We start from the raw sequence: 25,641 nt of genomic DNA, 5'->3' as shown, positions 1-25,641 counted from the left end.
CGGGCGCCGGTCCTCAGCCGACCCCGCGGGAGGGCCGCGACAGCAGGACCAGACCGCGTGCCTCGACTGTCAGCTCCGTCCCCGCCTTGTGCTCAGACTCGTCCGGGGCACCCTGCGGGTCGCCGGTGTCGATCAGTGTCGACCAGCGCTCGCCGTACGTGACGTCCGGCAGCCGGAAGTCGACCGGCTCCCAGTAGCTGTTGAGCAGGAGCAGGAAGGAGTCGTCCACCAGGGGCCGGCCGCGCGGGCCGGGCTCCGCGATGGCGTCTCCGTTGAGGAAGACGCCGACACTGTGCGCGTCGGAGCGCTGCCAGTCCTTCTCCGTCATCTCGCGCGCGTCCGGCAGCAGCCACACGAGGTCGGGCAGCGGCTGGCCGGCGCGTCTGACGGTCTCGCCGAGGAAGAACCGGCGGCGGCGCAGCACGGGGTGCTCGGCGCGCAGCCCGATGACGTACCGGGTGAAGTCCCGCAGCGCCTCCTGTTCGGCGGTCAGCTCCCAGTCGACCCAGGACACCTCATTGTCCTGGCAGTAGGCGTTGTTGTTGCCGTGCTGGGTGCGGCCGAGCTCGTCACCGTGGCAGAGCATCGGGATGCCCTGCGACAGCAGCAGCGTGGCGAGGAAGTTGCGCTGCTGGCGGGCGCGCAGGCTCAGGACGGCCGGGTCGCGGCTCTCGCCCTCGGCCCCGCAGTTCCAGGACCGGTTGTCGCTCTCGCCGTCCCGGTTGTCCTCGCCGTTGGCCTCGTTGTGCTTGTCGTTGTAGGAGACCAGGTCGCGCAGCGTGAACCCGTCGTGCGCGGTCACGAAGTTGACGCTGGCGCGCGGGCGGCGCCGGTTGTGCGCGTACAGGTCCGAGGAGCCGGTGAGCCGGGAGGCGAACTCGCCGAGCGTGTGCGGTTCGGTCCGCCAGAAGTCCCGTACCGCGTCCCGGTACTTGCCGTTCCACTCCGACCACAGCGGCGGGAAGTTGCCCACCTGGTAGCCGCCCTCCCCCACGTCCCACGGTTCGGCGATCAGCTTGACGCGGCTGATCACCGGGTCCTGCTGGATCAGGTCGAAGAACGCGGACAGCCGGTCCACCTCGTGGAACTGGCGGGCGAGCGTGGCCGCGAGGTCGAAGCGGAAGCCGTCGACGTGCATCTCGGTGACCCAGTACCGCAGCGAGTCCATGATCAGCTGCAGCACGTAGGGGTGCCGCATCAGCAGACTGTTGCCGGTGCCGGTGGTGTCGTAGTAGTGCCCCCAGTCACCGTCCACCAGGCGGTAGTACGACGCGTTGTCGATACCGCGGAAGGAGAGCGTCGGGCCCTTCTCGTTGCCCTCGGCGGTGTGGTTGTAGACGACGTCCAGGATGACTTCGAGGCCCGCCGCGTGCATCGCCTTCACCATCGACTTGAACTCGGTGACCTGCTGTCCGCGGGTGCCGTGGGCGGCGTAGGCGTTGTGCGGGGCGAAGAAGCCGATCGTGTTGTAGCCCCAGTGGTTCGACAGTCCGCGGTCCTGGAGCACGCCGTCCTGGAGGTACTGGTGCACCGGCATCAGTTCGACGGCCGTCACGCCCAGCGAGGTCAGGTGCCCGAGGACCGCCGGATGCGCCAGACCGGCGTAGGTACCGCGGAGTTCGGCGGGGACGTCCGGGTGGGTGGCGGTCAGTCCGCGGACGTGGGCCTCGTAGATCACACTGTCGGCGTAGGACAGCCTGGGCGGTTGGTCGTCGCCCCAGTCGAAGGCCGGGTCGGTGACCACGCCGAGCATGGTGTGTCCGGCGCTGTCGGCCGGGGACGGACCACCCGGCGTGCGCTCGAAGAGCGAGGCGTGGTTGTCCGCCTGCCCGTCCACGGCCCGGGTGTACGGGTCGAGGAGCAACTTCGCCGGGTTGCAGCGGTGGCCGAGCGACGGGGCCCACGGGCCGTGCACCCGATAGCCGTAACGCTGTCCCGGTCCGACACCGGGCAGATAGCCGTGCCACACGAAGCCGTCGACCTCGGTCAGCCGGACCTCGCGGTGACCGCCGGCGTCGTCGACGAGGACCAGGGTGACGCGCTCGGCGACCTCGCTGAACAGGGCGAAGTTGGTGCCCTCGCCATCGTAGGAGGCACCCAGCGGGTAGGGGTGCCCGCTCCACGCGGACACCCCTTTCCGGCTGCGGCGCGCGGTCACCGGGCGCCCACCAGTACGCCGTCCGGCGTACTGGGCGCGTCGGCGAGCTGGGCAACCGGCACCTCGCGGGGCACTTGGAGCCCTTCGCGGAGGCTGGGCGCCGGTGCCGTCGGCACCAGCGGGACGCGTTCGCCGGCGCGGGCCCGCTGCGAGAACCAGATGACCTTGCTGCCGGTGTCGGTGGCGCAGCAGCCCCAGCCGTCGCTCATCGCGGCGATGCGCTCCAGGCAGGCCCGCAGTTCCTGGTCCGGGCGCAGAGTCCGGTTGTTGTCCCCGATCGCGGTGATGAGGTGCTGGCCGGTCCACCACATCTCGATGGACGTGTTCTTGTCCGTCGCGTGTTCGTCGATGGCCTTCAGCAGCAGTTCGGCTCCATGGCAGACGGGCTGGACCAGGTTCTCCAGGTCCCAGAATCGAAGGTGGGCGGCCAGAATGCGGCTGACCTGTCCGACGCGGTCAAAGCTGACTTCCACGTCGAGGTGGTAGTAGCAGGGCACTGCGGTCTTCATCGTCGCTCCTCACCGGCGAAGCTCTCGCTCCTCCTCGCCCCCTGCGGGGACTGGGCCCCGGACACGAAGCGTGAGCACTGGTCGCTTCTGAGTCAGCTCCAGAGTGGGAGTGCTACGCCATTCGTGCAACACGAGCGACCCGCGAGGTAGTTGAGGATCCAACAAGACGCTGAGTCGCGGTGCGTGCACCATGAGTCAAGACCTCGATGCCCGTAACGGGTCCGTGCTCGCGTGCGCACGGCCACCGCCCGAGGGTCGGGAGCACGTGCCTTCGAGTCCCGGAAAGGTGACGTCGCCATGCTGCTACCGGCAAAAACCGAAGTCGCCCGGCAACTGCGGCGGTACCGGGCCTGGGAACGCATGATGCTCGCGGCTCCCGCCGACCGGGCTCTGCGGTCCACCTTCGAGGACTCGGGCTACACCCTCTGCGTGCTGATGGGCAAGCGGTGCGCGCGCGAGGCCGCGGACGCCGCCGAGCGGTATCTGCGCACCACACTGTCGGCCTATCTCCGGGAGCAGGACGAGCGGCCGTGTCCCAGTGCCGTGGTCCGGCGGGGCCCGCCGGTGGCCGACCGGCGTTCCCCCGCGGGGAGGTAATCCTTCCGGCGCAACTTGGTTCTCCGGCCGGGCCAACAGGCCCGGCCTTCAGCACGGCGGAGGTGACACCCATGAGTTCGACCCCGATCGGCCGTATCCCGGTGCGCGATGTCCGTCCGGCCGTGGAGTGCGGCAGACGTCCGGCGAAGGCGGTCGTCGACGAGACGTTCCTGGTCACGGCGACCGTGTTCCGGGAGGGCCACGACGCCGTCGCCGCCAACGTCGTGCTGACCGACCCCGAGGGCACCCACGGCCCCTGGACACCGATGCGGGAGCTCGCCCCGGGCAGCGACCGCTGGGGAGCGGAGATCACTCCGCACGCGGCGGGCCGCTGGACGTACCGCGTCGAGGCCTGGGGCGACCCGGTGGCCACCTGGCGCCATGTCGCCCGGATCAAGGTCCCGGCCGGCATCGACACCGGGCTGGTCCTGGAGGACGGCGCCGAACTGTACGACCGGGCGGCGGCGGGAGTCCCGAAGGGCGCCTCTCGCGCGGTGGTCGTGGCCGCCGCGGAGACCCTGCGCGACGACACGCTGCCGGTCGCGACCCGGCTGGCGGCGGCGTTGACGCCGGAGGTGGACGCGGTGCTGGCGCGGTATCCGCTGCGGGAGCATGTCAGTGCCTCCGAGACGCGGGAGCTGCTGGTGGAGCGGGAGCGGGCGCTGTACGGCGCCTGGTATGAGTTCTTCCCGCGTTCGGAGGGCACTCTCGAGCAGCCGCACGGCACGCTGCGTACCGCGGCCCGCCGGCTGCCGGCGATCGCCGGGATGGGTTTCGACGTCGTCTACCTGCCGCCGATCCATCCGATCGGCACGACGTTCCGCAAGGGCCGCAACAACACCCTGTCGGCCGGTGTGGAGGATGTCGGGGTGCCGTGGGCGATCGGCTCGCCGGAGGGCGGCCACGACGCGGTCCATCCGCGGCTGGGCACGATCGAGGACTTCGACTGGTTCGTCTCCCGGGCCCGCGGTCTGGGTCTGGAGGTGGCGCTGGACTTCGCGCTGCAGTGTTCCCCGGACCATCCCTGGGTGCACAAGCATCCGGAGTGGTTCCATCACCGTGCCGACGGCTCCATCGCGTATGCGGAGAACCCGCCGAAGAAGTACCAGGACATCTATCCGATCGCCTTCGACGCCGACATGGACGGGCTGGTCGCGGAGACGGTGCGGGTGCTGCGGTACTGGATGGGGCACGGGGTGCGGATCTTCCGGGTCGACAACCCGCACACCAAGCCGGTGGTGTTCTGGGAGCGGGTGATCGCGGAGATCAACGGCGCGGATCCGGACGTGGTGTTCCTGGCGGAGGCGTTCACCCGGCCGGCGATGATGCACACGCTGGCGCAGATCGGTTTCCAGCAGTCGTACACGTACTTCACCTGGCGCAACAGCAAGCAGGAGCTGACCGAGTACCTGACCGAGCTGTCGGGTGAGGCGGCCGCCTACATGCGGCCGAACTTCTTCGTGAACACGCCCGACATCCTGCCCGGCTACCTCCAGCACGGCGGCCGGCCCGCCTTCGAGGTCCGGGCCGTGCTGGCCGCCACCCTCTCCCCCACCTGGGGTGTCTACAGCGGCTACGAACTGTGCGAGAACGCCCCGCTGCGCGAGGGCGGCGAGGAATACCTCGACTCCGAGAAGTACCAGCTCAAACCCCGCGACTGGGACGCCGCCGAACGCGCCGGCCGCACCATCACCCCCCTCATCACCCGGCTGAACTCGAGCCGCAGGCGCCACCCCGCCCTGCGAGAGCTCAGGAACATCCGCTTCCACCGGACCGACAACGACGCGCTGATCGCGTACAGCAAGCGCTCGGGCACGGACACGGTGGTCGTGGTCGCCAACCTCGACCCTCACCACACCCAGGAGGGCACGGTCTCGTTGGACATGCCGCAACTCGGCCTGGACTGGCACGCATCGATGTCCGTACACGACGAACTCACGGACGAGACCTACCGCTGGGGCAGGGCCAACTACGTGCGGCTGGAGCCCGGCAGGGCGCCCGCGCACCTGCTCCACGTCCAGGCATCGCCCGCCTCGCCGCAGACAGGAGGGTCAAAGGCTTCATGACCGTCAACGAGCCCGTCCCGGACACCTTCGAGGACACGCCCGCCAAGGACCGCGATCCCGACTGGTTCAAGCGCGCCGTCTTCTACGAGGTCCTGGTCCGCTCCTTCCAGGACAGCAACGGCGACGGGGTCGGTGACCTCAAGGGCCTGACCGCCAAGCTCGACTACCTGCAGTGGCTGGGCATCGACTGCCTGTGGCTGCCGCCCTTCTTCAAGTCACCCCTCCGGGACGGCGGCTACGACGTCTCGGACTACACCGCCGTCCTGCCCGAGTTCGGCGACCTCGCCGACTTCGTGGAGTTCGTCGACGCCGCCCACCACCGTGGCATGCGCGTCATCATCGACTTCGTCATGAACCACACCAGCGACCAGCACCCGTGGTTCCAGGAGTCCAGGAAGGACCCCGACGGGCCCTACGGCGACTTCTACATGTGGGCCGAGGACGACAAGCAGTACCCGGACGCCCGGATCATCTTCGTCGACACCGAGGCCTCCAACTGGACCTTCGACCCGGTCCGCAAGCAGTACTTCTTCCACCGCTTCTTCTCCCACCAGCCGGACCTCAACTACGAGAACCCGGCCGTCCAGGAGGAGATCCTGGCCGCGCTGCGGTTCTGGCTGGACCTCGGCATCGACGGCTTCCGGCTCGACGCCGTGCCCTATCTGTACGCCGCCGAGGGCACCAACTGCGAGAACCTGCCGGCCTCCCACGGGTTCCTCAAGCGGGTGCGCCGCGAGATCGACGCCATGTATCCGGACACGGTGCTGCTGGCGGAGGCGAACCAGTGGCCCGAGGACGTCGTCGACTACTTCGGCGACTTCGAGGTCGGCGGCGACGAGTGCCACATGGCCTTCCACTTCCCCGTCATGCCACGCATCTTCATGGCCGTACGGCGCGAGTCGCGCTACCCCGTCTCCGAGATCCTCGCCAAGACCCCCGCCATCCCCTCCGGCTGCCAGTGGGGCATCTTCCTGCGCAACCACGACGAGCTGACCCTGGAGATGGTCACCGACGAGGAACGCGACTACATGTGGGCCGAGTACGCCAAGGACCCCCGCATGCGCGCCAACATCGGCATCCGCCGGCGCCTCGCCCCGCTCCTGGACAACGACGTGAACCAGATCGAGCTGTTCACCGCGCTGCTGCTGTCCCTGCCCGGCTCGCCGATCCTCTACTACGGCGACGAGATCGGCATGGGCGACAACATCTGGCTCGGCGACCGCGACGCCGTCCGCACCCCCATGCAGTGGACCCCCGACCGCAACGCCGGCTTCTCCTCCTGCGACCCCGGACGGCTCTACCTCCCCACCATCATGGACCCGGTCTACGGCTACCAGGTCACCAACGTCGAAGCCTCCATGTCCTCGCCCTCCTCGCTCCTGCACTGGACCCGGCGCATGATCGAGATCCGCAAACAGAACCACGCCTTCGGCCTCGGCTCCTACACCGAACTGCCCTCCTCCAACCCCGCCGTCCTCGCCTTCCTGCGCGAGCACGAGGACGACCTGGTCCTGTGCGTGCACAACTTCTCCCGGTTCGCACAGCCCACCGAACTGGACCTGCGGGCCTACGACGGGCGGCATCCGGTCGAACTCATCGGCGGGGTCCGGTTCCCCGCCATCGGTGAACTGCCCTACCTCCTGACCCTCGCGGGCCACGGCTTCTACTGGTTCCGGCTCTCCCGAGCCGCCGCCCGCGTCGGCAGACGTGCCTGAGCGTGTGCCGAGGAAAGGACGCCGTCACCATGCAGAAGACCGCATCGCTTCGCCCGAGGGGCAGGGTCGTCACCGACCCCATGGCCTCACTCGGCGGACTGCTGCGCGAGTGGCTGCCGCGGCAGCGCTGGTTCGCGGGCAAGGACCGCCCCGTCACGGAGCTCGGTCTGCTGTCGATGACCGAGCTGTATCCGGGCTGTCTGCATCTGCTGGTCCACGCGGGCCACACCGGCGTGCCCGGCCCCGGCGGCGGCCCGGCCGGCGACTGCTACCAGCTGCTGCTCGGCGTTCGGGAACACCTCTCGCCGCGCCTGTCCCGGGCGCTCGTCGGCCGGGCCCAGGAAGGACCGCTGGCCGGGATGGCGGTCTACGACGCGCTCCAGGACCCCCGTTCGGCGCAGCTGCTCCTGGAGCGGCTGCGCCATCCCGGCACGGTGGGTCCGCTGAGCTTCGAGTGCGATCCGTCGGTGCCGGTGCCGTCGGGGCTCGCGCCACGTCTGCTGGACGCCGAGCAGTCCAACTCCTCGCTGGTGTTCGGCGACGAGTTCATCCTGAAGGTCTTCCGGCGCATCCAGCCCGGCGTCAACCCCGATCTCGAGGTGCCGGGCGCGCTGGCCGGACAGGGGTGCCGGCGGGTGCCGGCGCCGGTGGCCTGGTTCCGTACGGCCCACCCGCAGGAGGCCACTCTCGGCGTCCTGCAGCGCTATCTGCCCAACGCGTCCGACGGCTGGACGCTGGCGCTGCGCGCGCTCGCCACGGGTGAGGACTTCACCCCGCAGGCCCACGCGTTGGGCCAGGCCACGGCAGAGGTGCACCTCGCGCTCGCCTCGGCTTTCCCGGCCGGCGCCCACGGCGACAAGGGGCGCACGGCGGCCACGATGACCGAGCGGCTGGACGCCGCCGCGGCGTGCGTACCGGCGCTGCTGCCGTTCGTGCCCGGGCTGCGGACCGCGTTCGGTGCCCTGGCGGGCTGCGATGCCGGCCCGCCCGCTCAGCGCATCCACGGTGACCTGCACCTCGGACAGGTGCTGTGGGCCGGACGTGAGTGGTTCGTCATCGACTTCGAGGGCGAACCGTCCAAACCGCTGAGCGAGCGCCGCAGTGCCCAGTCCCCGGTGCGGGACATCGCGGGCATGCTGCGCTCCTTCGACTACGCGGCCCGCCAGCGGCGGCCCTGGCGCCCTGAATGGGCGCGCCGCTGCCGGGAGGCCTTCTGCGCGGGCTATGCCGCCCGCGCGGGCTGGGACCCCCGTAAGAAGCACGGCCTGCTCCGGGCCTACGAGACGGACCGGGCCGTGTACGAGGTCCTGTACGAGGCCCGGCACCGTCCCGACTGGCTTCCCGTACCTATGGCGGCGATCGAGCGTCTCGCCGTGAGAGGAGACTGAACCCCGTGGCCCTGCACGACACTTCACTGCCCGAGGACACCTCGCCGCCCGAGCCCTCCGGCCCGCTTCCCCCCGGACCGCGTCCGCGCGGGAGCGCGCCTCCCCTGGACGCGGCCGACCGTGCGCGGCTGTTGTCGGGTTCCCATCACGATCCGCACGCTCTGCTCGGCGCCCATCCGGTTCCCGGCGGGATCGCGGTCCGGGCGCTGCGGCCCTGGGCCGACGCGGTCGGTGTCGTGGTCGACGGGATGCAGACCGCCCTCGTCTCCGAGGGAGACGGTCTCTTCACCGGTGTGCTGCCGCTCGACGCCATCCCCGCGTACACCCTGCTGGTGTCGTATCCGGGCGGGGAACACGAGGTGCACGACCCGTACCGCTTCCTGCCCGCCCTCGGCGAACTGGATCTCCACCTGGTCGGCGAGGGCCGGCACGAACAGCTGTGGAAGGCGCTCGGCGCCGAGCCGATGATCCACCAGGGCGTGACCGGCACCCGGTTCACCGTGTGGGCGCCGAACGCGCGGGGCGTCCGGGTCGCCGGCGACTTCACCTTCTGGGACGGTACGGCGTTCCCGATGCGGTCCCTCGGTTCGTCGGGGGTGTGGGAGCTGTTCCTGCCGGGTGTCGGCGAGGGCGCCCGGTACAAGTTCGAGATCACCTCCCGGCACGGCGGCCGGTTCCTCAAGGCCGACCCGATGGCGCGTCGCACCGAGGTGCCGCCCGCGACCGCGTCCGTCGTGACCGTCTCGCGATACGAGTGGACCGACGAGGAGTGGCTGGCACACCGGGCGGACGTACCCGTCCACGAGGCCCCCTTCTCGGTCTACGAGATCCATCTCCCCTCCTGGCGGCCGGGGCTCACGTACCGGCAGCTGGCGGAGAAACTGCCCGCGTACGTACGGGATCTGGGCTTCACGCATGTGGAGCTGATGCCGGTCGCCGAGCACCCCTTCGGCGGCTCCTGGGGCTACCAGGTCACCGGGTTCTACGCCCCCACCGCACGGCTCGGCGACCCCGACGACTTCAAATACCTCGTCGACGCCCTCCACCGGGCCGGCATCGGCGTGCTCATGGACTGGGTGCCCGCCCACTTCCCGAAGGACGACTGGGCGCTCGCCCGGTTCGACGGGGACCCGCTGTACGAACCCGGGGACTCGCGCCGCGCCGAGCACCCGGACTGGGGCACCTACGAGTTCGACCTCGGGCGCACCGAGGTGCGCAACTTCCTGGTCGCCAACGCCGTGTACTGGTGCGAGGAGTTCCACATCGACGGCCTGCGCGTGGACGCCGTCGCCTCCATGCTCTACCTCGACTACTCGCGTGACTCCGGGCAGTGGTCCCCCAACGTGTTCGGGGGGCGTGAGGACCTGGCCGCGGTGGCGTTCCTCCAGGAGATGAACGCGACCGTGTACCGGCGGGCTCCGGGCGTCGTGACGATCGCCGAGGAGTCCACCGCCTGGGACGGGGTGACCCGGCCCACGGACAGCGGGGGCCTCGGCTTCGGGCTGAAGTGGAACATGGGCTGGATGCACGACTCGCTGGAGTACATCCAGAAGGAACCGGTGCACCGCAAGTACCACCACGACGAGATGACCTTCTCGATGGTGTACGCCTACAGCGAGAACTACGTCCTGCCGATCTCGCACGACGAGGTCGTGCACGGCAAGCAGGCACTGGTGTCGAAGATGCCGGGTGACTGGTGGCAGCGACGCGCCAACCACCGCGCCTACCTGGCGTTCATGTGGGCCCATCCCGGCAAGCAACTCCTCTTCATGGGACAGGAGTTCGCCCAGGGCGCCGAGTGGTCCGAGGCGCAGGGCCCCGAGTGGTGGCTGCTCGACCCCGCCTACGAGGCGGAGGCGGACCACCGCGGGATCCGCGACCTCGTGCGCGACCTCAACACCGTCTACCGGGGCGCCCCGGCGCTGTGGCAGCGCGACACCGACCCGGGCGGCTTCCGCTGGGTGGTCGGCGACGCGGCCGAGGACAACGTCTTCGCGTTCCTGCGCTTCGACGCCGAGGGCACCCCTCTCCTGTCGGTCTCCAACCTCTCCCCCGTCGTCCGCCACGACTACGCCCTCCACGTCGGCGACGACGTCCCGGCCTGGCAGGAGGCCCTCAACACCGACGCGGCACGCTACGGCGGCAGCGACATCACCCTGCCCGGCCCCGTCCTCCCCGAGGACGGACGTCTCCGGCTCACGCTGCCGCCGCTCGCGACGATCTGGCTGACACCGGCCGGCCGGCGCCCGCCCATGTGAGGCCCGGCGGCGGCGCCAGGTGTCCGAACGTCCTCGAGGGGCAGTCGGGGACATACGACCTGGCAATCCCCGCCGTCGCCGGCGGGCCACAGAAGGGCTGCAGTCACGTGCGCACTGTCGGAGTGGAGGAGGAGCTCCTCCTGGTCGACCCGGAGACCGGCGAGCCGCAGGCGCGGTCCGCCGCCGTGCTCGCCCGTGCCGAGCTGGACGACGCGGAGCAGGGTGTCTTCGAGAAGGAACTGCACAACCAGATGCTCGAGTTCGCCACCCACCCGCAGTCGGGCATGCCGGAGTTGCGCGCGGAGATCATCCGGTGCCGCAAGGAGGCGGCCCGGCACGCCGGGGAGATCGGCTGCACCGTGGCCGCGCTCGCCACGTCACCGCTGCCCGTCAGCCCCTCCGTCAGCACGAACCGGCGCTACCAGTGGATGGCGGAGCACTACGGCATCGCCACCCAGGAGCAACTCGTCCTCGGGTGTCATGTCCATGTGTCCGTCGAGTCCGACGAGGAGGGCGTCGCCGTCCTCGACCGGATCCAGCCCTGGCTCCCGGTGCTGACCGCGCTCAGCTCCAACTCCCCCTACTGGCAGGGCAAGGACACCAGTTACAGCAGCTATCGCAGCCGGGTGTGGCAGCGCTGGCCCTCGGCCGGTCCCACCGAGCCCTTCCGCTCGGCCGAGCGGTACCACCGGCGGGTCGCGGACATGGTGGCCACCGGAGTGATCCTCGACGAGGGAATGATCTACTTCGACGCCCGGCTCTCCCGTACGTACCCCACGGTGGAGATCCGGGTCTCGGACGTCTGTCTGCACGCGGACACCGCTGTGCTCATCGCCACCCTGGCACGCGGCCTCGTCGAGACCGCCGCCCGCGAGTGGCGGGCCGGCGCCGAGGTCCCGGAGCACAGTGTGAGCCTGCTGCGGCTGTCCGCCTGGCGGGCCGCCCGCTCGGGTCTGACCGCGGAACTGCTCCACCCGGCGACCATGCGGCGCATGCCCGCGGAGACGGTGGTGCGGGCCCTGCTGGACCACGTCGGGGACGCCCTCACCGACAGCGGCGACCTCGACCGCGCCCAGGACGCCTTCGCCGGCCTGCTGCGCCACGGAAACGGCGCGCGGGTCCAGCGCGAACTGCTGGAACGCACCGGCAGCCTGCACGACGTCGTCACCGAGTGCGCGCGCCAGACCCAGGCGTGAGCCGCCGCGACCACGTCACAGCAGGAGGACGAGGGCGTACGCCAGGAAGAAGGCGGCACACAGCACGGCCAGACCGAGGATGACGACCAGCGGTGCCTTGGCCCAGCCCTTGGTGGGGTTGTGCGTCTCGCGGGGGCCGGCCCCTGACATGCTGCTCTCCGCCGGCGGGGTCTCACCCGGCGGTACGCCACCGCCCGGCTCCAGTCCGGTGGTGCCTTCGGGCTCGGGATCAGGATTCATGTGGCTCATGCCCTCCGGGTCCCCCGAAGGTGCCGAGATCATCAAGGCACGGACACTATTCTGCGTTCCCGGCACCGTCCGCTCCCACCTGGGCTAGATTTCGCAGCGCCGATGACCGTACTCGTCGGAGACGTCACACCCCGTACTTGTCAGGAGCAGCGCATGCGCGACTTCGCCCTCGCTCCCCCGACCGCGTCACCTCTGACCGGCGGGCTCGCCGACAGCCTGTTCGAGACGGCGGACCTCGATCCCACCCGTGCCCTGCTCGCCCGCCGTCCCGAGGGCTCCCGCGCCGCGTGGGAGGAGGTGACGGCCGTCGAGCTGCGGGACGAGGTGGTCGACCTGGCCAAGGGGCTGATCGCGTCGGGGATCGCTCCGGGCAGCCGCGTGGCGATCATGGCGCGCACCCGCTACGAGTGGACGTCGCTCTGCTACGCGCTGTGGTCCGTGGGCGCGGAGGTCGTCCCGGTGTATCCGACCTCGTCGCGCGACCAGGTCGAGTGGATCCTGCGGGACGCCGGCTGCGTGGCCGTGGTGGTCGAGGACGAGCAGTCCGTCATGACCGTCGGCTCGGTGTGCGCGGCGCTGCCGCGGCTGCGCCACGTCTGGCAGCTGGACTCGGGGGCGCTTCAGGAGCTGGTGCAGCGGGGGACGTACATCCCGCAGACCACGGTGGACTCGCTGCGCCGCATCGTGCTGCCGGACTCCACCGCGGTCGTCGCCTACACCTCCGGCACGTCCGGGCGTCCGCTGGGCTGCGCGCTGAGTCATCGCGGCCTCGCGAGCCCCTGCGACACCCTGCTGGCGGGCTGGGGCCAGACGGCGGCGCCGCCCGGCGAACAGGGGGCGGTCCTCGCCTTCCTGCCCTTCTCCCACGTGTACGGCCTCATGATCCAGGGCCTGTGCATCCGCGGCGGCCTGCTCATGGCCCACGAGCCCGACCTGAGCCAGGAGGCACTGGCCGCGGCGCTGCAGTCGTTCAGGCCCACCTACTTCTACGCCGTCCCGTCGGTCTTCGAGAAGATCTACAAGAACTTCCTGCGGGCGGCCCAGCAGTCCGGCCGCGGCGCGCTGTTCGAGCGGGCCGCCGGCACGGCGCGCGACTTCGCCGCGGCCGCCGAGCGGCAGCGACTGGGCGAGGGACCGGGCCCCGGTTTGGACCTGCGGCTGCAACACGCCCTGTACGAGCGGACGGTGTACCGCAAACTGCGCGCCACGTTCGGCGGCAGAGCCCGCCGGGCCACCTCCGGCGGCTCGCCCCTGAACCGTGACCTCTCGCTGTTCTACGAGGGCATCGGCATCTACGTGCACGACGGTTACGGACTCACGGAGACCAGTGGCGGGCTCACCATGCAGCCGCTGGGCCGGGAGAAGTCCGGAACCGTCGGGCAGGCCCTGCCGGGCACGGCCGTCCAGGTCGCCGACGACGGGGAGATCCTGGTCCGCGGGCCGTCCGTGTTCCAGGGCTACATCAACGACGACGCCGGCACGCGGGCCGCCCTGTACGGCGGCTGGCTGGCCACCGGCGACATCGGACGGCTGGACTCCGAGGGCTATCTGACGATCACGGGCCGCAAGAAGGACATCATCATCACCAGCAGCGGCAAGAGTGTCGCCCCCGCGGCCCTGGAGCAGCGGCTGCGGATGCATCCGCTCGTGCACCAGGCGGTGGTCGTGGGCGACAACCGGCCCTGTGTGGGCGCGCTGATCACGCTCGACCCGGAGTACCTGGCGCACTGGCGCGGCTCCCTGGCCATGCAGAGCGACGCGCAGGCGCGGGAGGCCCGGGAGGAGAACGCGCTGCGGGAGGAACTCGCCCGTGCCGTCGCGGCGGCCAACAGTTCTGTCTCCCGCTCGGAGTCCATACGCGTCTTCCGGGTGCTTCCGGAGCCGTTCGATCTGGCCAACGGCCTGCTGACGCCCTCGATGAAGCTGCGCCGGGACGCCATAGTGCGGCACTACGCCCTGGAGATCGACGCGATGTACCAGGCTCGGGCCCGGCCGCCGCGGCAAGGCGCCCAGGAGGAGCTGTCGAACTGGGACGACTCCGACAACGTCTTCCGGTGACGGGACATGCCGAAGGGCGCACCCCGGTTCTCACCGGCGTGCGCCCCTCGGCTCTCGGTTCCCGACGCGGGGTCCCGGGTCAGCCACCCACGTACCAGGTGGAGCCCCCGTTGGCCGCGGTCAGGGCGAGCAGGATGCCGAAGACGACCAGGTCGACAATGCCGAGTACGACACCGGCCTTGGCCATTCCGGCCCCGCCCTTGGCCGGCGCCTGGCGCATTCCGACGGCGCCCAGCACGATCGCGATCGGCCCGAGAATCACGTTGAACAAGAACACGCCGATGATTCCGCAGATGAGGCTCGCGATGGCCAGACCATTGGTACGTGACCTGGAAGACGCGGCAGAAGAGCTGCCGTAACTCGTCATCAGATTCTCCCGGTGTGGGGTGGTTGGATTCCCGAACGCTCCGTTCCGGAGCGCGTCTCGCCTTTCCGTCATCCGGGTGCCCGCCAATACGCCCCGCATTCCGGGGTGTTACCGGCGATGACCGGCCCGCGGTCGTCCCGGGAAGTGTTCCGGACACCCTGTGGCGCCGGGGCGTGACTTCCGCGCTACGGGAAACCTGTAGTCGCATGGTGCGAAATACTGAATTCCGTTTGCCGACGGGGCAGTTCGAAACGGGAGGTGAGCGGTGCTCTTCCTCATCGTGGCACTGATCGTGCTCGCCTTCGTCCTCGGTTCGGTGGCCTATCTGCCCTGGCCCGTCACGCTGGCCGTCAGTGCGGTGATCATCGTCTGGCTCTCCGTCTTCGCCGTCCGGGAGCGTAGGCGGCGGAGCGCGGCCGGAAGGAGTTGAGACATGCGGTTCACCGCACCACCCCGGCAGAAGACCGGCAGGCGGGACACGGAGGGCATGGCCGTCGCGTCCTTCGTCCTCGGTCTGGTCGGCATCCTCGTCATGAACATCGTCCTGGGCCCCATCGCCATCGTCCTGGCCGTGATCGCCCTGCGCAGGGACACCCCCCGGCGCTTCCGGGCCCTGCTCGGGCTGGGTCTCGGCATCGCGGACGTACTGGTTCTCGTCGTCCTGATGGCGGTCAACGGGGGCGCGGCCTGGACGGTCGTCGGCTGATCACGCGTTTCGCGGGGCGGCGGAGGTTTACTTCGGCCGGTTCGACGTAGGCGGAGTGAAGAAACCGTGCCGACCCGTACGAGGGGAACCGCCGCCCATGTCCAACCACCGCCGTGGCCGACTTGTCTGTTCAACGAGAGCTCTTCTCACCGGCCTCGGCGGCGTCCGGCGCGCCGGCATGCGGCAGTGGGCCAGGGCGGTTCTCCTCGCGTCCGCCGCGCTCACTCCCGGGGTCGCGGCCGTCCGGCAGGGGCGCCGCGCCCGGGCGCGCGTGGTGACGCGGCACCGGCGCGCCGCGTCGGGCATGCGGTCACCGCTGCCGGTGCCCGAGCCGTGCTGCCCGTTCTGGAAGAACTCCGACGGTGTCGTCCACGGCCCCGACTGCGTCGGCGCGGGGAGCCTCGCGGCCGAGGTCGACCAGGGCTGGCGGGAACTGCACGGCGCGTGCTGCCTGCACGGCTGGGAGTCGCGCGGGAGCGAGCACGACAGTCTGTGCGCCGAACGGACGGTGGCCTGAAGGCCGTACCGCCCCAGGCGTACGCCACTTCGGACGTACGACGAGGAGGCCGCGGACGCCGAGCACGCGGGCGGCGTCCGCGGCCTCGCCCTGTCCCGGTGGTCGTCACGGCTCGGCCCGGTCTCCAGGTGGGGCAAGAGCGGGCGCGTAGGCTCTCCGGGCTTGGGAACTTGTCAACCGTACGAACGACGAAGAGAGGACGACCAGCCCGGCCGACGCCGGGCCGAGGAAGGCACGATGGCAACCGAGCCGCATTGGGACGACACACTGGCTGCTGAGGAGATCTCGATGCGCACCACGCGCTTCGCGGGTGAGCTGCGCAATGTGACGGGTGCACGCTTGGAGGCGGAGAAGTTTCTCCACGACCTGGCGCGGGCCTCGCCGCCGGCAGCACCCGAGTACTGGGACGACATACTCCTGGTGGTGACGGAACTGGCCGCGAACGCGGTGCAGTACGCCCCAGGACCCTTCGAACTGCGCATGCGCCGCACCTTCGACGGAGTGCACGTGACGATGCACGACACGAACACCACACCGCCCGCGCCACGCCCCTTCCACCCCAACAAGGGCGGCGGCGGGATCGGCTGGCACCTGATCCACACCCTGTGCGACCAGGTCAGCGTCGTCCCGGACGCGAGCGGCAAGGAGATCCACGTCTTCCTGCCCTGGTGATCCCATGGAATCCGGCGGCCGTCGGCGTCGAGCCCGGGGAGGCGTGGTGGTCAGGCCGGCTGCCCCGCACTGTCCGGGGGCTCCGAGGCCTCGCGCAGCGGCACGGTGACACTGATCGTCTTCCCGCCCTCGGGGTGCGTGTCGATCTCGATCCCGCGGGCCAGCCGGATGATCAGCGGCCAGCCGTAGCCGCTGCCGTGGTGACCGCTGGGCAGGGCGCCGGACCCGTACGCGACCCGGGGGACGACGTCGCTGTTGTCCCGGACGGCCAGCCGGACCCCTTCGGGTGTGAGCGCGATGTCGAATTCCGCGAGTCCCTCGCCGTGCCGGATGGCGTTCGCGACCAGTTCCGAGACGACGAGGAGCAGGTCGATGACGTCTTCCTCGCGCGCTCTGCGCGAGGCGGACTCCCACCGCTCACGCACCACCGTCCGTGCCTGTGCGCGGGCCATCGCCGCACTCGTCACCCGGAGCCCTGTCGCCGCCTCCTTGTCCTGCGCGTGCTCGGCCGGCCTCACCCGGACGTCACTGCCCGCGGCGCCTCCGTCCCGGGCCCGATGTCGTCAGTGACGACGGAGAACGGCGTGGTTCCTCTCACTGCACACTGCCTTCCGTGCTTGCGTGGAGCGGTCCTGCATTCCGGTCACGCGGTGGTCGTCTCGCGCGGCGGCAGGCGATGGTAGTAGTCGCCGACGCCGGCCAGATAGGCGGGATCCATGGTTTCGCTGTCGGTGCGGAAGCGGGGGGCCGCCTTCACCTCTCCCCTGGTGCAGGCCAGAGTGATCGTCCTGCTGTCGATGTCGACGCCGGTGACGACGCCGACCGGGACCAGCACGCTCCTGCCGAAGACCCACACGCCGGTGTCGACGACCAGGTGGCGCATACCGTGGTGGTCGGCCTCCCGGTCCACGTGCCCGATGACGCCGTCGGCCGCGGTCACGACGCAGTTCGTGAGGTCCTGCCCCTCGACGTGAGCGCTGTCCGGTGCGTAGGACCAGATCCTGTCAGTGGTCACCCTGCTCCTTCCTCCCCGGTCGAATGACGGGTGATGAGCCCTGGGGCGGACGGTGCCGCCCCGTGGTGCTCCACAGCAGCAGATACCCGGCTCCCGCGGCGGCATTCGAAACGTTTCTCCGCCACGACCGCGCGGCAGTGCACACCGGCCTCCACCGGGTGCCGCCGAGACCCCCACCCTGGGAGAAAATGTGGTCGGGTACCCATACTTCTTCACACCATGCACAAACCGTGGCGGGTGAAACGGCGGGACGTACCTGTCGGTGCGACGCTTTGTCGGTCGTACGTCAGGTGGGTTAGCCTGCGGCGTATTTCTCATCGCGCAGATCCGTGAACTGCGCAAATACATACACGGCTTGCGGGGCCGCCCGGCGGCACCGCGTGGTTCCGAGTCCTCGCCCGAGGACTCCTGGGGAGCGGAACGAGGATGCGCATGGCCAGCAACGCCACCGAGGTCACTGATGCGGTCCCTGGGGATCAGGAGCTGAGGAGGCTCCTGGCGGGGCTGACGGCCGTCCGGGACGGGGACTTCGGCACCCGCCTGCCGGACGACGCCGACGGCCTCATGGGTGACATCGGCAAAGTGTTCAACGGCATGGTCGACCAGCTGTCCGTGTTCACCTCCGAGGTCACCCGGGTGGCCCGTGAGGTGGGCACCGAGGGGACGCTCGGCGGACAGGCGGAGGTTCCCGGGGTCTCCGGCACCTGGGCCGACCTGACGGACTCCGTCAACGCCATGGCGAACAACCTCACCGGCCAGGTGCGCAACATCGCGCTGGTGACGACCGCGGTGGCCAAGGGCGACCTCTCCCAGAAGATCGACGTGCCCGCCCGGGGCGAGATCCTCCAGCTGAAGGAGACCGTCAACACGATGGTCGACCAGCTGTCCGCGTTCGCCGACGAGGTCACCCGCGTCGCCCGGGAGGTCGGCAGTGAGGGCCGCCTCGGCGGACAGGCCCAGGTGCCCGGTGTGGCCGGCGTCTGGCGCGATCTGACCGACTCCGTCAACCTGATGGCCGGCAACCTCACCGCGCAGGTCCGCAACGTCGCCCAGGTCACCACCGCGGTGGCCCAGGGCGACCTCTCCCAGAAGATCACCGTGGACGCGCGCGGCGAGATCCTCGCGCTGAAGAACACCATCAACATCATGGTCGACCAGTTGTCGGGCTTCGCCGACGAGGTGACCCGCGTGGCCCGCGAGGTCGGCACCGAGGGTCGCCTCGGCGGACAGGCGGACGTCAAGGGCGTCAAGGGCACCTGGCGGGACCTCACCGATTCGGTGAACTTCATGGCGGGCAACCTCACCTCGCAGGTCCGCAACGTCGCCCAGGTGGCGACCGCGGTCGCGAAGGGCGACCTCTCCCAGAAGATCACCGTGGACGCGCGCGGCGAGATCCTCGAGCTCAAGAACACCCTCAACACCATGGTCGACCAGCTCTCCGCGTTCGCCGACGAGGTCACCCGCGTCGCCCGCGAGGTCGGCACCGCCGGAAACCTCGGCGGACAGGCCCAGGTCCGGGGCGTGTCGGGCACCTGGAAGGACCTCACGGACAACGTCAACGTGATGGCGTCCAACCTGACCGGCCAGGTCCGCTCTATCGCCCAGGTCGCCACCGCCGTGGCCCGCGGCGACCTCTCGCAGAAGATCACGGTCGAGGCCAAGGGTGAGGTCGCGGCCCTGGCGGACGTCATCAACACCATGGTCGACACGCTCTCCGCGTTCGCCGACGAGGTCACCCGCGTCGCCCGCGAGGTCGGCACCGAAGGACGCCTCGGCGGACAGGCGCACGTGCCGAACGTGGCGGGCACCTGGAAGGACCTCACCGACAACGTCAACTCCATGGCGAACAACCTCACCGGCCAGGTGCGCAACATCGCGCTGGTGACGACCGCGGTGGCCAAGGGCGACCTGTCGAAGAAGATCGACGTCGACGCACGCGGCGAGATCCTCGAACTGAAGACGACGATCAACACGATGGTCGACCAGCTCTCCGCCTTCGCCGACGAGGTCACCCGCGTCGCCCGCGAGGTCGGCACGGAGGGACGCCTCGGCGGACAGGCCGAGGTCGAGGGCGTGTCCGGCACGTGGAAGCGCCTCACCGAGAACGTCAACGAACTCGCGGGCAACCTGACCCGTCAGGTGCGCGCGATCGCCGAGGTGGCCAGCGCCGTCGCCGAGGGCGACCTGACCCGCTCGATCACCGTGGAGGCGTCCGGCGAGGTCGCGGAACTCAAGGACAACATCAACTCCATGGTCGGGTCGCTGCGCGAGACCACCCGGGCCAACCAGGAGCAGGACTGGCTCAAGACCAACCTCGCCCGCATCTCCGGTCTGATGCAGGGACACCGTGACCTGCCCGTGGTCGCCGAACTGATCATGGACGAGCTCGTTCCCCTGGTGTCGGCCCAGTACGGCGCCTTCTACCTGGCCGAGGACGGCGACCGCGGCCCCGAGCTGCGGCTGGTCGGCTCCTACGGCTATCCCGACGACGACGCCCGGCCCACCCGCATCCCCTTCGGGCGCACGCTGGTCGGCCAGGCCGCGCGCAGCCGCCGCACCATCACCGTGGACGAACTGCCGGCCGACTACGTGATCATCTCCTCGGGCCTCGGTCACGTGGTGCCGACCGCTCTCGTGCTGCTGCCCATCGTGGTCGAGGGCCAGGTCCTCGGCGTCATCGAGCTGGCCTCGGTGACCGCCTTCACCCAGACGCACCAGGACTTCCTGGAGCAGCTGATGGAGACCATCGGCGTCAACGTGAACACGATCGTGGCCAACGCCAGGACCGACGAGCTGCTGGACGAGTCGCAGCGCCTGACCGCGGAACTCCAGGCCCGTTCGGCGGAGTTGCAGACGCAGCAGGAGGAGTTGCAGCACTCCAACGCCGAACTCGAGGAGAAGGCCTCGCTGCTGGTGGCGCAGAACCGGGACATCGAGGCGAAGAACCTGCAGATCGAGCAGGCGCGTCAGGAACTGGAGGCCCGCGCCCAGCAGTTGTCGCTGGCCTCGAAGTACAAGTCGGAGTTCCTCGCCAACATGAGTCACGAGCTGCGTACGCCGCTCAACAGCCTGCTCATCCTCGCTCAGCTGCTCGCCCAGAACCCCTCGCGCAACCTCAGCCCCAAGCAGGTCGAGTACGCGGGCATCATCCACTCGGCCGGCTCGGACCTGCTCCAGCTGATCAACGACATCCTCGACCTGTCGAAGGTGGAGGCGGGGAAGATGGACGTCTCGCCGGAGCGGGTCCCGCTGCGGCAGCTCATCGAGTACGTCGAGGCCACCTTCCGGCCGATGACGACCCAGAAGAGCCTCGAGTTCACGGTGGCCACGGCGCCCGGCGCGCCGGCGGACCTGCTGACCGACGACTCCCGTCTGCGCCAGGTGCTGCGCAACCTGCTGTCCAACGCGGTCAAGTTCACCGAGCAGGGCAGCGTGGAACTGCGGGTGGAACCCGCGGCCGACGAAGAGGTCCCCAGCGGTGTACTCCGCGGCGGCACCATCGTGGCCTTCCGGGTGCAGGACACCGGAATCGGTATCCCGGAACAGCAGTTGGAGACGATCTTCGGCGCTTTCCAGCAGGCGGACGGCACGACGAGCCGCAAGTACGGCGGCACCGGACTCGGCCTCTCCATCACCCGGGAGATCGCCCATCTGCTCGGCGGCGCCGTCACGGTGGACAGCACGCCCGGCCAGGGCAGCACGTTCACGCTCTTCCTGCCGGTGGCCCGCCCCGACTTCGAGGACGTGCTCAGGGGCGGGCGAGCGCTCGACGGCGGGCCCGCCGCCCTGCCCGCCGGTGGTGAGACCGCTCCGGAGCCCCTGATCGGCACGGTGCTGTCCTCCCCGGGACGGCGTCCGCGCCGACTGCTCGTCGTGGAGGAGCGCCCCCGGGGTCTGCTGACCCTCGTCGCCGAGAGCGTGGTCACCGACGTGACGCACGGCCGGGCCGACCGGGGCACGGGTGCGGCGGTCGACATCATCACCGCCGTCGGCGCCAACGAGGCCGCGGGCGCCCTGGCCGCGGAGCCCTGCCACTGCGTCGTACTCGAACTGGGCATGCCGGACGGCGAGGCGTCGCGCTTCCTGCGGGCCGTGCAGGGCGACTCGGCGCTGGCGAGCGTCCCGGTGCTGGTGCACAGCGGCCATCGGGCGGACCTGGCCCTGGAGGAGTCGCTGAAGTCCGGTTCCGAGGGCGGGTCGCTGGAGTTCCTCTCCAGCCTCGACGAACTGCGGGAGCGCATCGCCCTGCATCTCTCGGCCGAGGAACCGGGAGACGTGCTGACCCTGGTCCGGCCCGAGGAGCCGCGGCAGCAGTCGCAGCAGCCCCCGGCGGACTGGGCCGGCCGTACGGTGCTGGTCGTCGACGACGACGCACGCAACCTCTTCGCGCTGAGCGGGATCCTCGAACTCCAGGGCTTCCGGGTGCTGCACGCGGACAACGGCCGCAAGGGCATCGAGACCCTCGTCAACCATCCGGACATCGCGCTGGTGCTGATGGACGTGATGATGCCGGAGATGGACGGGTACACGGCCACGGCCGAGATCCGCAAGATGGCGCCGTACGCCGACCTGCCCATCATCGCCGTGACCGCGAAGGCGATGCCCGGCGACCGGGAGAAGTCCCTCGCCTCGGGTGCCAGCGACTACGTCACCAAGCCCGTCGACACCCAGGACCTGATCGCCTGCGTCCAGCGCTGGCTGCCCGCATGAGAATGCCGGTCCCCGCCCCGCACACGACAGGGCCGGGCGGGTGTCCGCCCGTCCGCGCCCCAGGGTTTTCCAGCCGAGGAGCCTTCGCACTGTGAGCAACTCCGAGCATCCGAGCGAAACCGTCGACGGCGGGCCCGGGTCCGGGTCCGGGTCCGGGTCCGGGTCCGGGTCCGGGTCCGGGTCCGTCGACGGTGAGGCACGGTCCGGGTCCGTCGACGGTCCCCAGGCCGGTGAGGGGCACGCCGACGCCGGCACCGCCCCCGCCCCGTCCGACGGCACCGACGGGAAGGCCGGCGAGCCGGCGGCCCCGGGTTCCTCCGTGGGCAGACTGGCGGCCACCGTGGACCGGCTGCGCCGCGAAGTGCGGGCGGCCCAGGCGGAGGCCGAGGGGCGGGCCCTGATCGAACTCGCCAAGGGCATCCTGGTCGAGCGGCTGCAGTGCGGCCCGACCCAGGCCGCGCGGCAGCTGGCCGAGCTGACCGAGCAGGCCAAGGTGACACCGCTGGAGTTCGCGGTCGAGGTCATCAACCAGGCCGCCCGGGACCGGATGTCCGAGGTGACCGACGCGTTCCTCGCCGCCGCCGAGGGCGACGGCGAACCGGTGGACGAGTCCGCGGCCGTACGGCTGCGGGCCGCGGAGAGCGGCGCGCTGGCGGCGGACGACACCCAGGCCGTCGCCGATTCCCTCCTGGAGCATGCGCTGCGGCCGCTCGGTGCGGTGGCCGTGGCCATCTGGTCGGCGGGCCCCGACGGCTCCCTCAGCCTGGCGGGCAGTGCCGGCTTCTCACCGGCCGAGGCGGAGCGCTGGCGCTACGTCCCGCCGGACGTGGCGACGGTGGCGCGTCGTGGCCTCAGCGAGCGCTCCGGGCAGTGGATCACCTCGCTCGCCGCGACCGGCCTGCCCAGCATCGGCCGGCAACGCAATCCGGACGGCGGACGTGTCGCCCTGCCCGCCGGTACCGGCGGGCGCATCCACGGGGTTCTGGAGATCGTCTGGGCGGCGCCGCTGGACCCGCAACCACCTCAGGTGGTCCGCCAGGTGGAGGCGCTCGCCGAACTGTGCGCGCACACGCTGGAGACGTCCACGCTGCGCAGTGAGTCCGCACCCGAGCCGCGGATCCTGCCGGACGCGGCGGAGCTGATGGACCTGGCCGACGGACTGCACGACCCCGCCCTGGTCCTGGTGCCGCACGTCGACGGCTTCGGGAACCTCGTGGACTTCCGTATCCAGCACGTGAACAACCGCTTCCTCGATCCGGCCGGCCGGCCCCGTGCCGTCGTCAACGGCGCCCTGCTCCTCGAGGCCTACCCGATGGCCGCCGGGGAGAGCGAGCTCTTCCAGCGCGTCGAGCGGGTGTATGCCACGGGTGAGCCGTTCAGGGGCCGTCGGATGAACCTCACCGCCCTCGTCGACCAGGTGCCGCTGTCGTCGATCGCGGACATCAGCATCAGCAGGCACGGTTCGAGTGTCCTGCTGCTGTGGCGCATCGAGGACGAGACGGCCCGGCTCGCCAGCCTGCTGCAGCACGCCCAGCGCCTGGGGCGGATCGGCGGTTTCGAGGAGAACCTGCTGACCAACGAGATCACCTGGAACGGTCAGCTCTTCGACCTGTACGGCCGCTCGCCGTCGAGCACCCCGGTGCCGCTGGAGGAGTTGCCGGCGCACGCCCATCCGGACGACGCCGTCGCCATCCGCCGATTCCTGCGCACCCTGCTGCACCACCGGCGGCCGTCCTCCGCGGCGTTCCGGTTGCAGCGTCCCGACGGGGTGACCCGGCACATCCGCGTGGTCGCCGAACCGGTCCTCGACACCAACGACCGGTTGTTCGTGATCCGGGGCGCCTATCAGGACATCTCGTCCCAGCACTGGACCGAGGTCGCCCTCGCCGCCACCCGCGACCAACTCGCGCACAGCGAGCAGCAGTCGGCCGAACGCAACCGGCTCACGCTCCAGCTGCAGCACGCCATCATGCCGCCGACCCAGGCTCCGTTGCGGGTGCCCAGTCTCCAGGTGGCCGTCCGCTACCGGCCGGCCGAGACGGAGCAGCTGGTGGGCGGCGACTGGTACGACGCCGTGGTGCTGCCGTCCCGGAACGTGCTGCTGTGCGTCGGTGACGTGGCCGGTCACGGCATAGAGGCGGCGACCAGCATGGTGGTGCTCCGCAACGCCCTGCGCGGGCTGGCGGTGACCGGCGCCGGGCCCGGACAGCTGCTGTCGTGGCTGAACATCGTGGCCCACCATCTGACGGGGGCGGTCACCGCCACGGCGGCCTGCGGTCTGTACGACCCCGACCGGCGCACCCTGCGCTGGGCCCGGGCCGGTCATCTCCCGCCCGTCCTGGTGCGCGGCGCGGAGGCCGCGCCGCTGCCACTGGTCAGGGGGATGCTGCTGGGTGCCGTACCGGAAGCGGTGTACGAGGAGGACGAGGTTCAACTGGCCCCGGAGGACACGCTGCTGATGTACACCGACGGGCTGATCGAGCGCCGGGACCGCTCCGTGGAGGAGTCGCTGACCCATCTGCTGGCCACCGCGCGCAGTGCCCCGAGGACGCTGGATCTGCAGTTGGACCGGCTGCTCACCTACAGCAGGTCGGACACGGACGACGACACGTGCATCGTGGGCATCCGGGTCTCATAGGTCCTGTCGTCACCTTCCCGTCGTCGCCCGGAGGGCGAGGCAGACGGGAAGGTGACGACAAGGCCCAGCGGAAAGTGCCGGGCCGGACCGGCGTCCGGACCCCGAGAGGAGTCCGGCGCCGGCGGCTCAGCAGGCTCGCAGGTAGTCGTCCCAGCGGGCCTCCGGCCACAGGGCGGAGGCGAGTCGCAGCAGCCTGAGGGGCTGCGGGGCGAGGCCGGCGATCCGCAGCCGCCCGCCGTTGCGTTCGACGGACCGCTGCATGCTGCCGATGAGATGCAGGACCGCGCTGTCCACGAACACCACGGGACCGAGGTCGAGGGTGAGTTCACGGACGGTGGCCGGCAGCGCGTCGGCCGCGGACTCGAGGTCCGGCCGGGTCTGGTCGTCGATGTCGGTGTCGACCGTCAGTGTCGCCGCGGTGCCGTCCGGACACAGAAGGACGTGAGCGCCCATCGTTGTGGCCCCCTCTCTGTGGGGCTTGGTGGCCGGTGCCGGGCCGGTTGGGCTTCACCCACCGTGTCACACGCGCACCGACAGGGCGAACGGCCTGGAGGCGGACGGGCCACGCATGCTGTGCCGATTCGGGGGTAAACGCGGGTGCGCGGTGAAAGACACCGGCCGGCAGGTGAAGGGAGGGGACGACATGAGACGGACAGCCGCGGTACGCCGCGCGGTCCCGGGGGTGGGGCCGCCCCCGGCCCGCCGCCGGCGGGAACCGTTGAGAGCGTGGAGAGTTTGATCACGGATCACCGCCGGAACCTGTGTGCATCGAAGTCGCCCACAGGGGTAACCAGCCCTGGCCGTCAGCATTTGTGGAGGTAC

At 70.5% G+C, this 25,641-nt stretch carries 20 protein-coding genes; 13 read left to right on the top strand and 7 right to left on the bottom strand.

The genetic code is table 11. The annotated features are described in order from the left end of the window. Positions 1–13: 13 nt before the first annotated feature. Both glgX and OG985_RS41180 read right to left on the bottom strand, forming a co-directional pair. Complete coding sequence (glgX, locus tag OG985_RS41185) at positions 14–2,158, bottom strand: glycogen debranching protein GlgX (protein WP_371673498.1); 2,145 nt, start codon at positions 2,156–2,158, stop codon at positions 14–16. Then, positions 2,155–2,667 (bottom strand): pep a2, encoded by a 513-nt coding sequence (locus OG985_RS41180; protein WP_371673497.1) that lies wholly within the window; start codon positions 2,665–2,667, stop codon positions 2,155–2,157. The genes glgX and OG985_RS41180 overlap by 4 nt, the downstream gene beginning before the upstream one ends. 297 nt (positions 2,668–2,964) lie before the next feature. On the opposite strand from OG985_RS41180, the gene OG985_RS41175 reads away from it, so the two are divergent. The 6 genes from OG985_RS41175 to OG985_RS41150 all read left to right on the top strand — a co-directional run bounded on the left by OG985_RS41175 (position 2,965) and on the right by OG985_RS41150 (position 11,887). After that, positions 2,965–3,264: a DUF5133 domain-containing protein gene (locus OG985_RS41175; RefSeq protein WP_371673496.1), complete on the top strand. Its 300-nt coding sequence runs from the start codon at positions 2,965–2,967 to the stop codon at positions 3,262–3,264. A 71-nt stretch (positions 3,265–3,335) separates the two neighbouring features. After that, on the top strand, positions 3,336–5,330 hold the full coding sequence (locus OG985_RS41170) for an alpha-1,4-glucan--maltose-1-phosphate maltosyltransferase (protein WP_371673495.1): 1,995 nt from the start codon (positions 3,336–3,338) through the stop codon (positions 5,328–5,330). Continuing rightward, positions 5,327–7,045 (top strand): maltose alpha-D-glucosyltransferase, encoded by a 1,719-nt coding sequence (gene treS, locus OG985_RS41165; RefSeq protein WP_371673494.1) that lies wholly within the window; start codon positions 5,327–5,329, stop codon positions 7,043–7,045. The genes OG985_RS41170 and treS overlap by 4 nt, the downstream gene beginning before the upstream one ends. Before the next feature lie 29 nt (positions 7,046–7,074). Further along, complete coding sequence (locus OG985_RS41160; RefSeq protein ID WP_371673493.1) at positions 7,075–8,433, top strand: phosphotransferase; 1,359 nt, start codon at positions 7,075–7,077, stop codon at positions 8,431–8,433. 5 nt (positions 8,434–8,438) lie between these two features. Continuing rightward, positions 8,439–10,691, top strand: coding sequence for a 1,4-alpha-glucan branching enzyme (gene glgB / locus OG985_RS41155; protein WP_371673492.1), 2,253 nt, complete (start codon positions 8,439–8,441; stop codon positions 10,689–10,691). A 107-nt stretch (positions 10,692–10,798) separates the two neighbouring features. Continuing rightward, complete coding sequence (locus tag OG985_RS41150) at positions 10,799–11,887, top strand: glutamate--cysteine ligase (RefSeq protein WP_371673491.1); 1,089 nt, start codon at positions 10,799–10,801, stop codon at positions 11,885–11,887. A gap of 15 nt (positions 11,888–11,902) precedes the next feature. On the opposite strand, the gene OG985_RS41145 is transcribed toward OG985_RS41150, so the two are convergent. Beyond that, the gene (locus OG985_RS41145; protein ID WP_371674640.1) at positions 11,903–12,136 is read right to left on the bottom strand and encodes a DUF6480 family protein; all 234 of its coding nucleotides are present in this window, start codon (positions 12,134–12,136) and stop codon (positions 11,903–11,905) included. A 153-nt stretch (positions 12,137–12,289) separates the two neighbouring features. On the opposite strand from OG985_RS41145, the gene OG985_RS41140 reads away from it, so the two are divergent. Continuing rightward, the gene (locus tag OG985_RS41140; protein WP_371673490.1) at positions 12,290–14,194 is read left to right on the top strand and encodes a long-chain fatty acid--CoA ligase; all 1,905 of its coding nucleotides are present in this window, start codon (positions 12,290–12,292) and stop codon (positions 14,192–14,194) included. A gap of 79 nt (positions 14,195–14,273) precedes the next feature. Here the strand turns inward: OG985_RS41140 and OG985_RS41135 are convergent, their stop codons facing one another. Then, complete coding sequence (locus tag OG985_RS41135) at positions 14,274–14,561, bottom strand: DUF4190 domain-containing protein (RefSeq protein WP_371673489.1); 288 nt, start codon at positions 14,559–14,561, stop codon at positions 14,274–14,276. Positions 14,562–14,826: 265 nt separating this feature from the next. Between OG985_RS41135 and OG985_RS41130 the strand changes: the two genes are divergently transcribed. From OG985_RS41130 to OG985_RS41115, 4 genes are all read left to right on the top strand, one after another. Next, complete coding sequence (locus tag OG985_RS41130) at positions 14,827–14,991, top strand: hypothetical protein (RefSeq protein WP_371673488.1); 165 nt, start codon at positions 14,827–14,829, stop codon at positions 14,989–14,991. 3 nt (positions 14,992–14,994) lie between these two features. After that, entirely contained in the window at positions 14,995–15,267 is a 273-nt protein-coding gene (locus tag OG985_RS41125; RefSeq protein ID WP_371673486.1) for a DUF4190 domain-containing protein, read from the top strand. A gap of 97 nt (positions 15,268–15,364) precedes the next feature. Beyond that, positions 15,365–15,784 (top strand): hypothetical protein, encoded by a 420-nt coding sequence (locus tag OG985_RS41120; RefSeq protein WP_371673485.1) that lies wholly within the window; start codon positions 15,365–15,367, stop codon positions 15,782–15,784. Positions 15,785–16,021: 237 nt separating this feature from the next. Further along, complete coding sequence (locus OG985_RS41115) at positions 16,022–16,456, top strand: ATP-binding protein (protein WP_371673484.1); 435 nt, start codon at positions 16,022–16,024, stop codon at positions 16,454–16,456. A gap of 50 nt (positions 16,457–16,506) precedes the next feature. Here OG985_RS41115 and OG985_RS41110 read toward each other — a convergent pair whose 3' ends face one another. Continuing rightward, a complete protein-coding gene (locus OG985_RS41110; RefSeq protein ID WP_371673483.1) occupies positions 16,507–16,908 on the bottom strand; it encodes an ATP-binding protein in 402 nt (133 codons plus the stop codon). Positions 16,909–17,099: 191 nt separating this feature from the next. Then, positions 17,100–17,471 carry a PRC-barrel domain containing protein gene (locus tag OG985_RS41105; protein ID WP_371673482.1) on the bottom strand — a complete coding sequence of 124 codons (372 nt, stop codon included), beginning with the start codon at positions 17,469–17,471 and terminating at the stop codon, positions 17,100–17,102. A 426-nt stretch (positions 17,472–17,897) separates the two neighbouring features. Here OG985_RS41105 and OG985_RS41100 point away from each other — a divergent pair, with 426 nt between their 5' ends. Beyond that, positions 17,898–22,181, top strand: a complete 4,284-nt coding sequence (locus tag OG985_RS41100) for a HAMP domain-containing protein (RefSeq protein WP_371673481.1) — start codon at positions 17,898–17,900, stop codon at positions 22,179–22,181. Between the two features lie 91 nt (positions 22,182–22,272). Further along, positions 22,273–24,819 carry a SpoIIE family protein phosphatase gene (locus OG985_RS41095; RefSeq protein ID WP_371673480.1) on the top strand — a complete coding sequence of 849 codons (2,547 nt, stop codon included), beginning with the start codon at positions 22,273–22,275 and terminating at the stop codon, positions 24,817–24,819. Positions 24,820–24,945: 126 nt separating this feature from the next. Here OG985_RS41095 and OG985_RS41090 read toward each other — a convergent pair whose 3' ends face one another. Continuing rightward, on the bottom strand, positions 24,946–25,272 hold the full coding sequence (locus OG985_RS41090) for an STAS domain-containing protein (RefSeq protein WP_371673479.1): 327 nt from the start codon (positions 25,270–25,272) through the stop codon (positions 24,946–24,948). Positions 25,273–25,641: the final 369 nt, after the last annotated feature.

Source organism: Streptomyces sp. NBC_00289 (genome assembly GCF_041435115.1).
In the GTDB taxonomy this organism is placed as follows: Bacteria; Actinomycetota; Actinomycetes; order Streptomycetales; family Streptomycetaceae; genus Streptomyces.
Note: the sequence above shows the minus strand (reverse complement) of the source record. Positions and strands in the feature narration are given on the sequence as shown.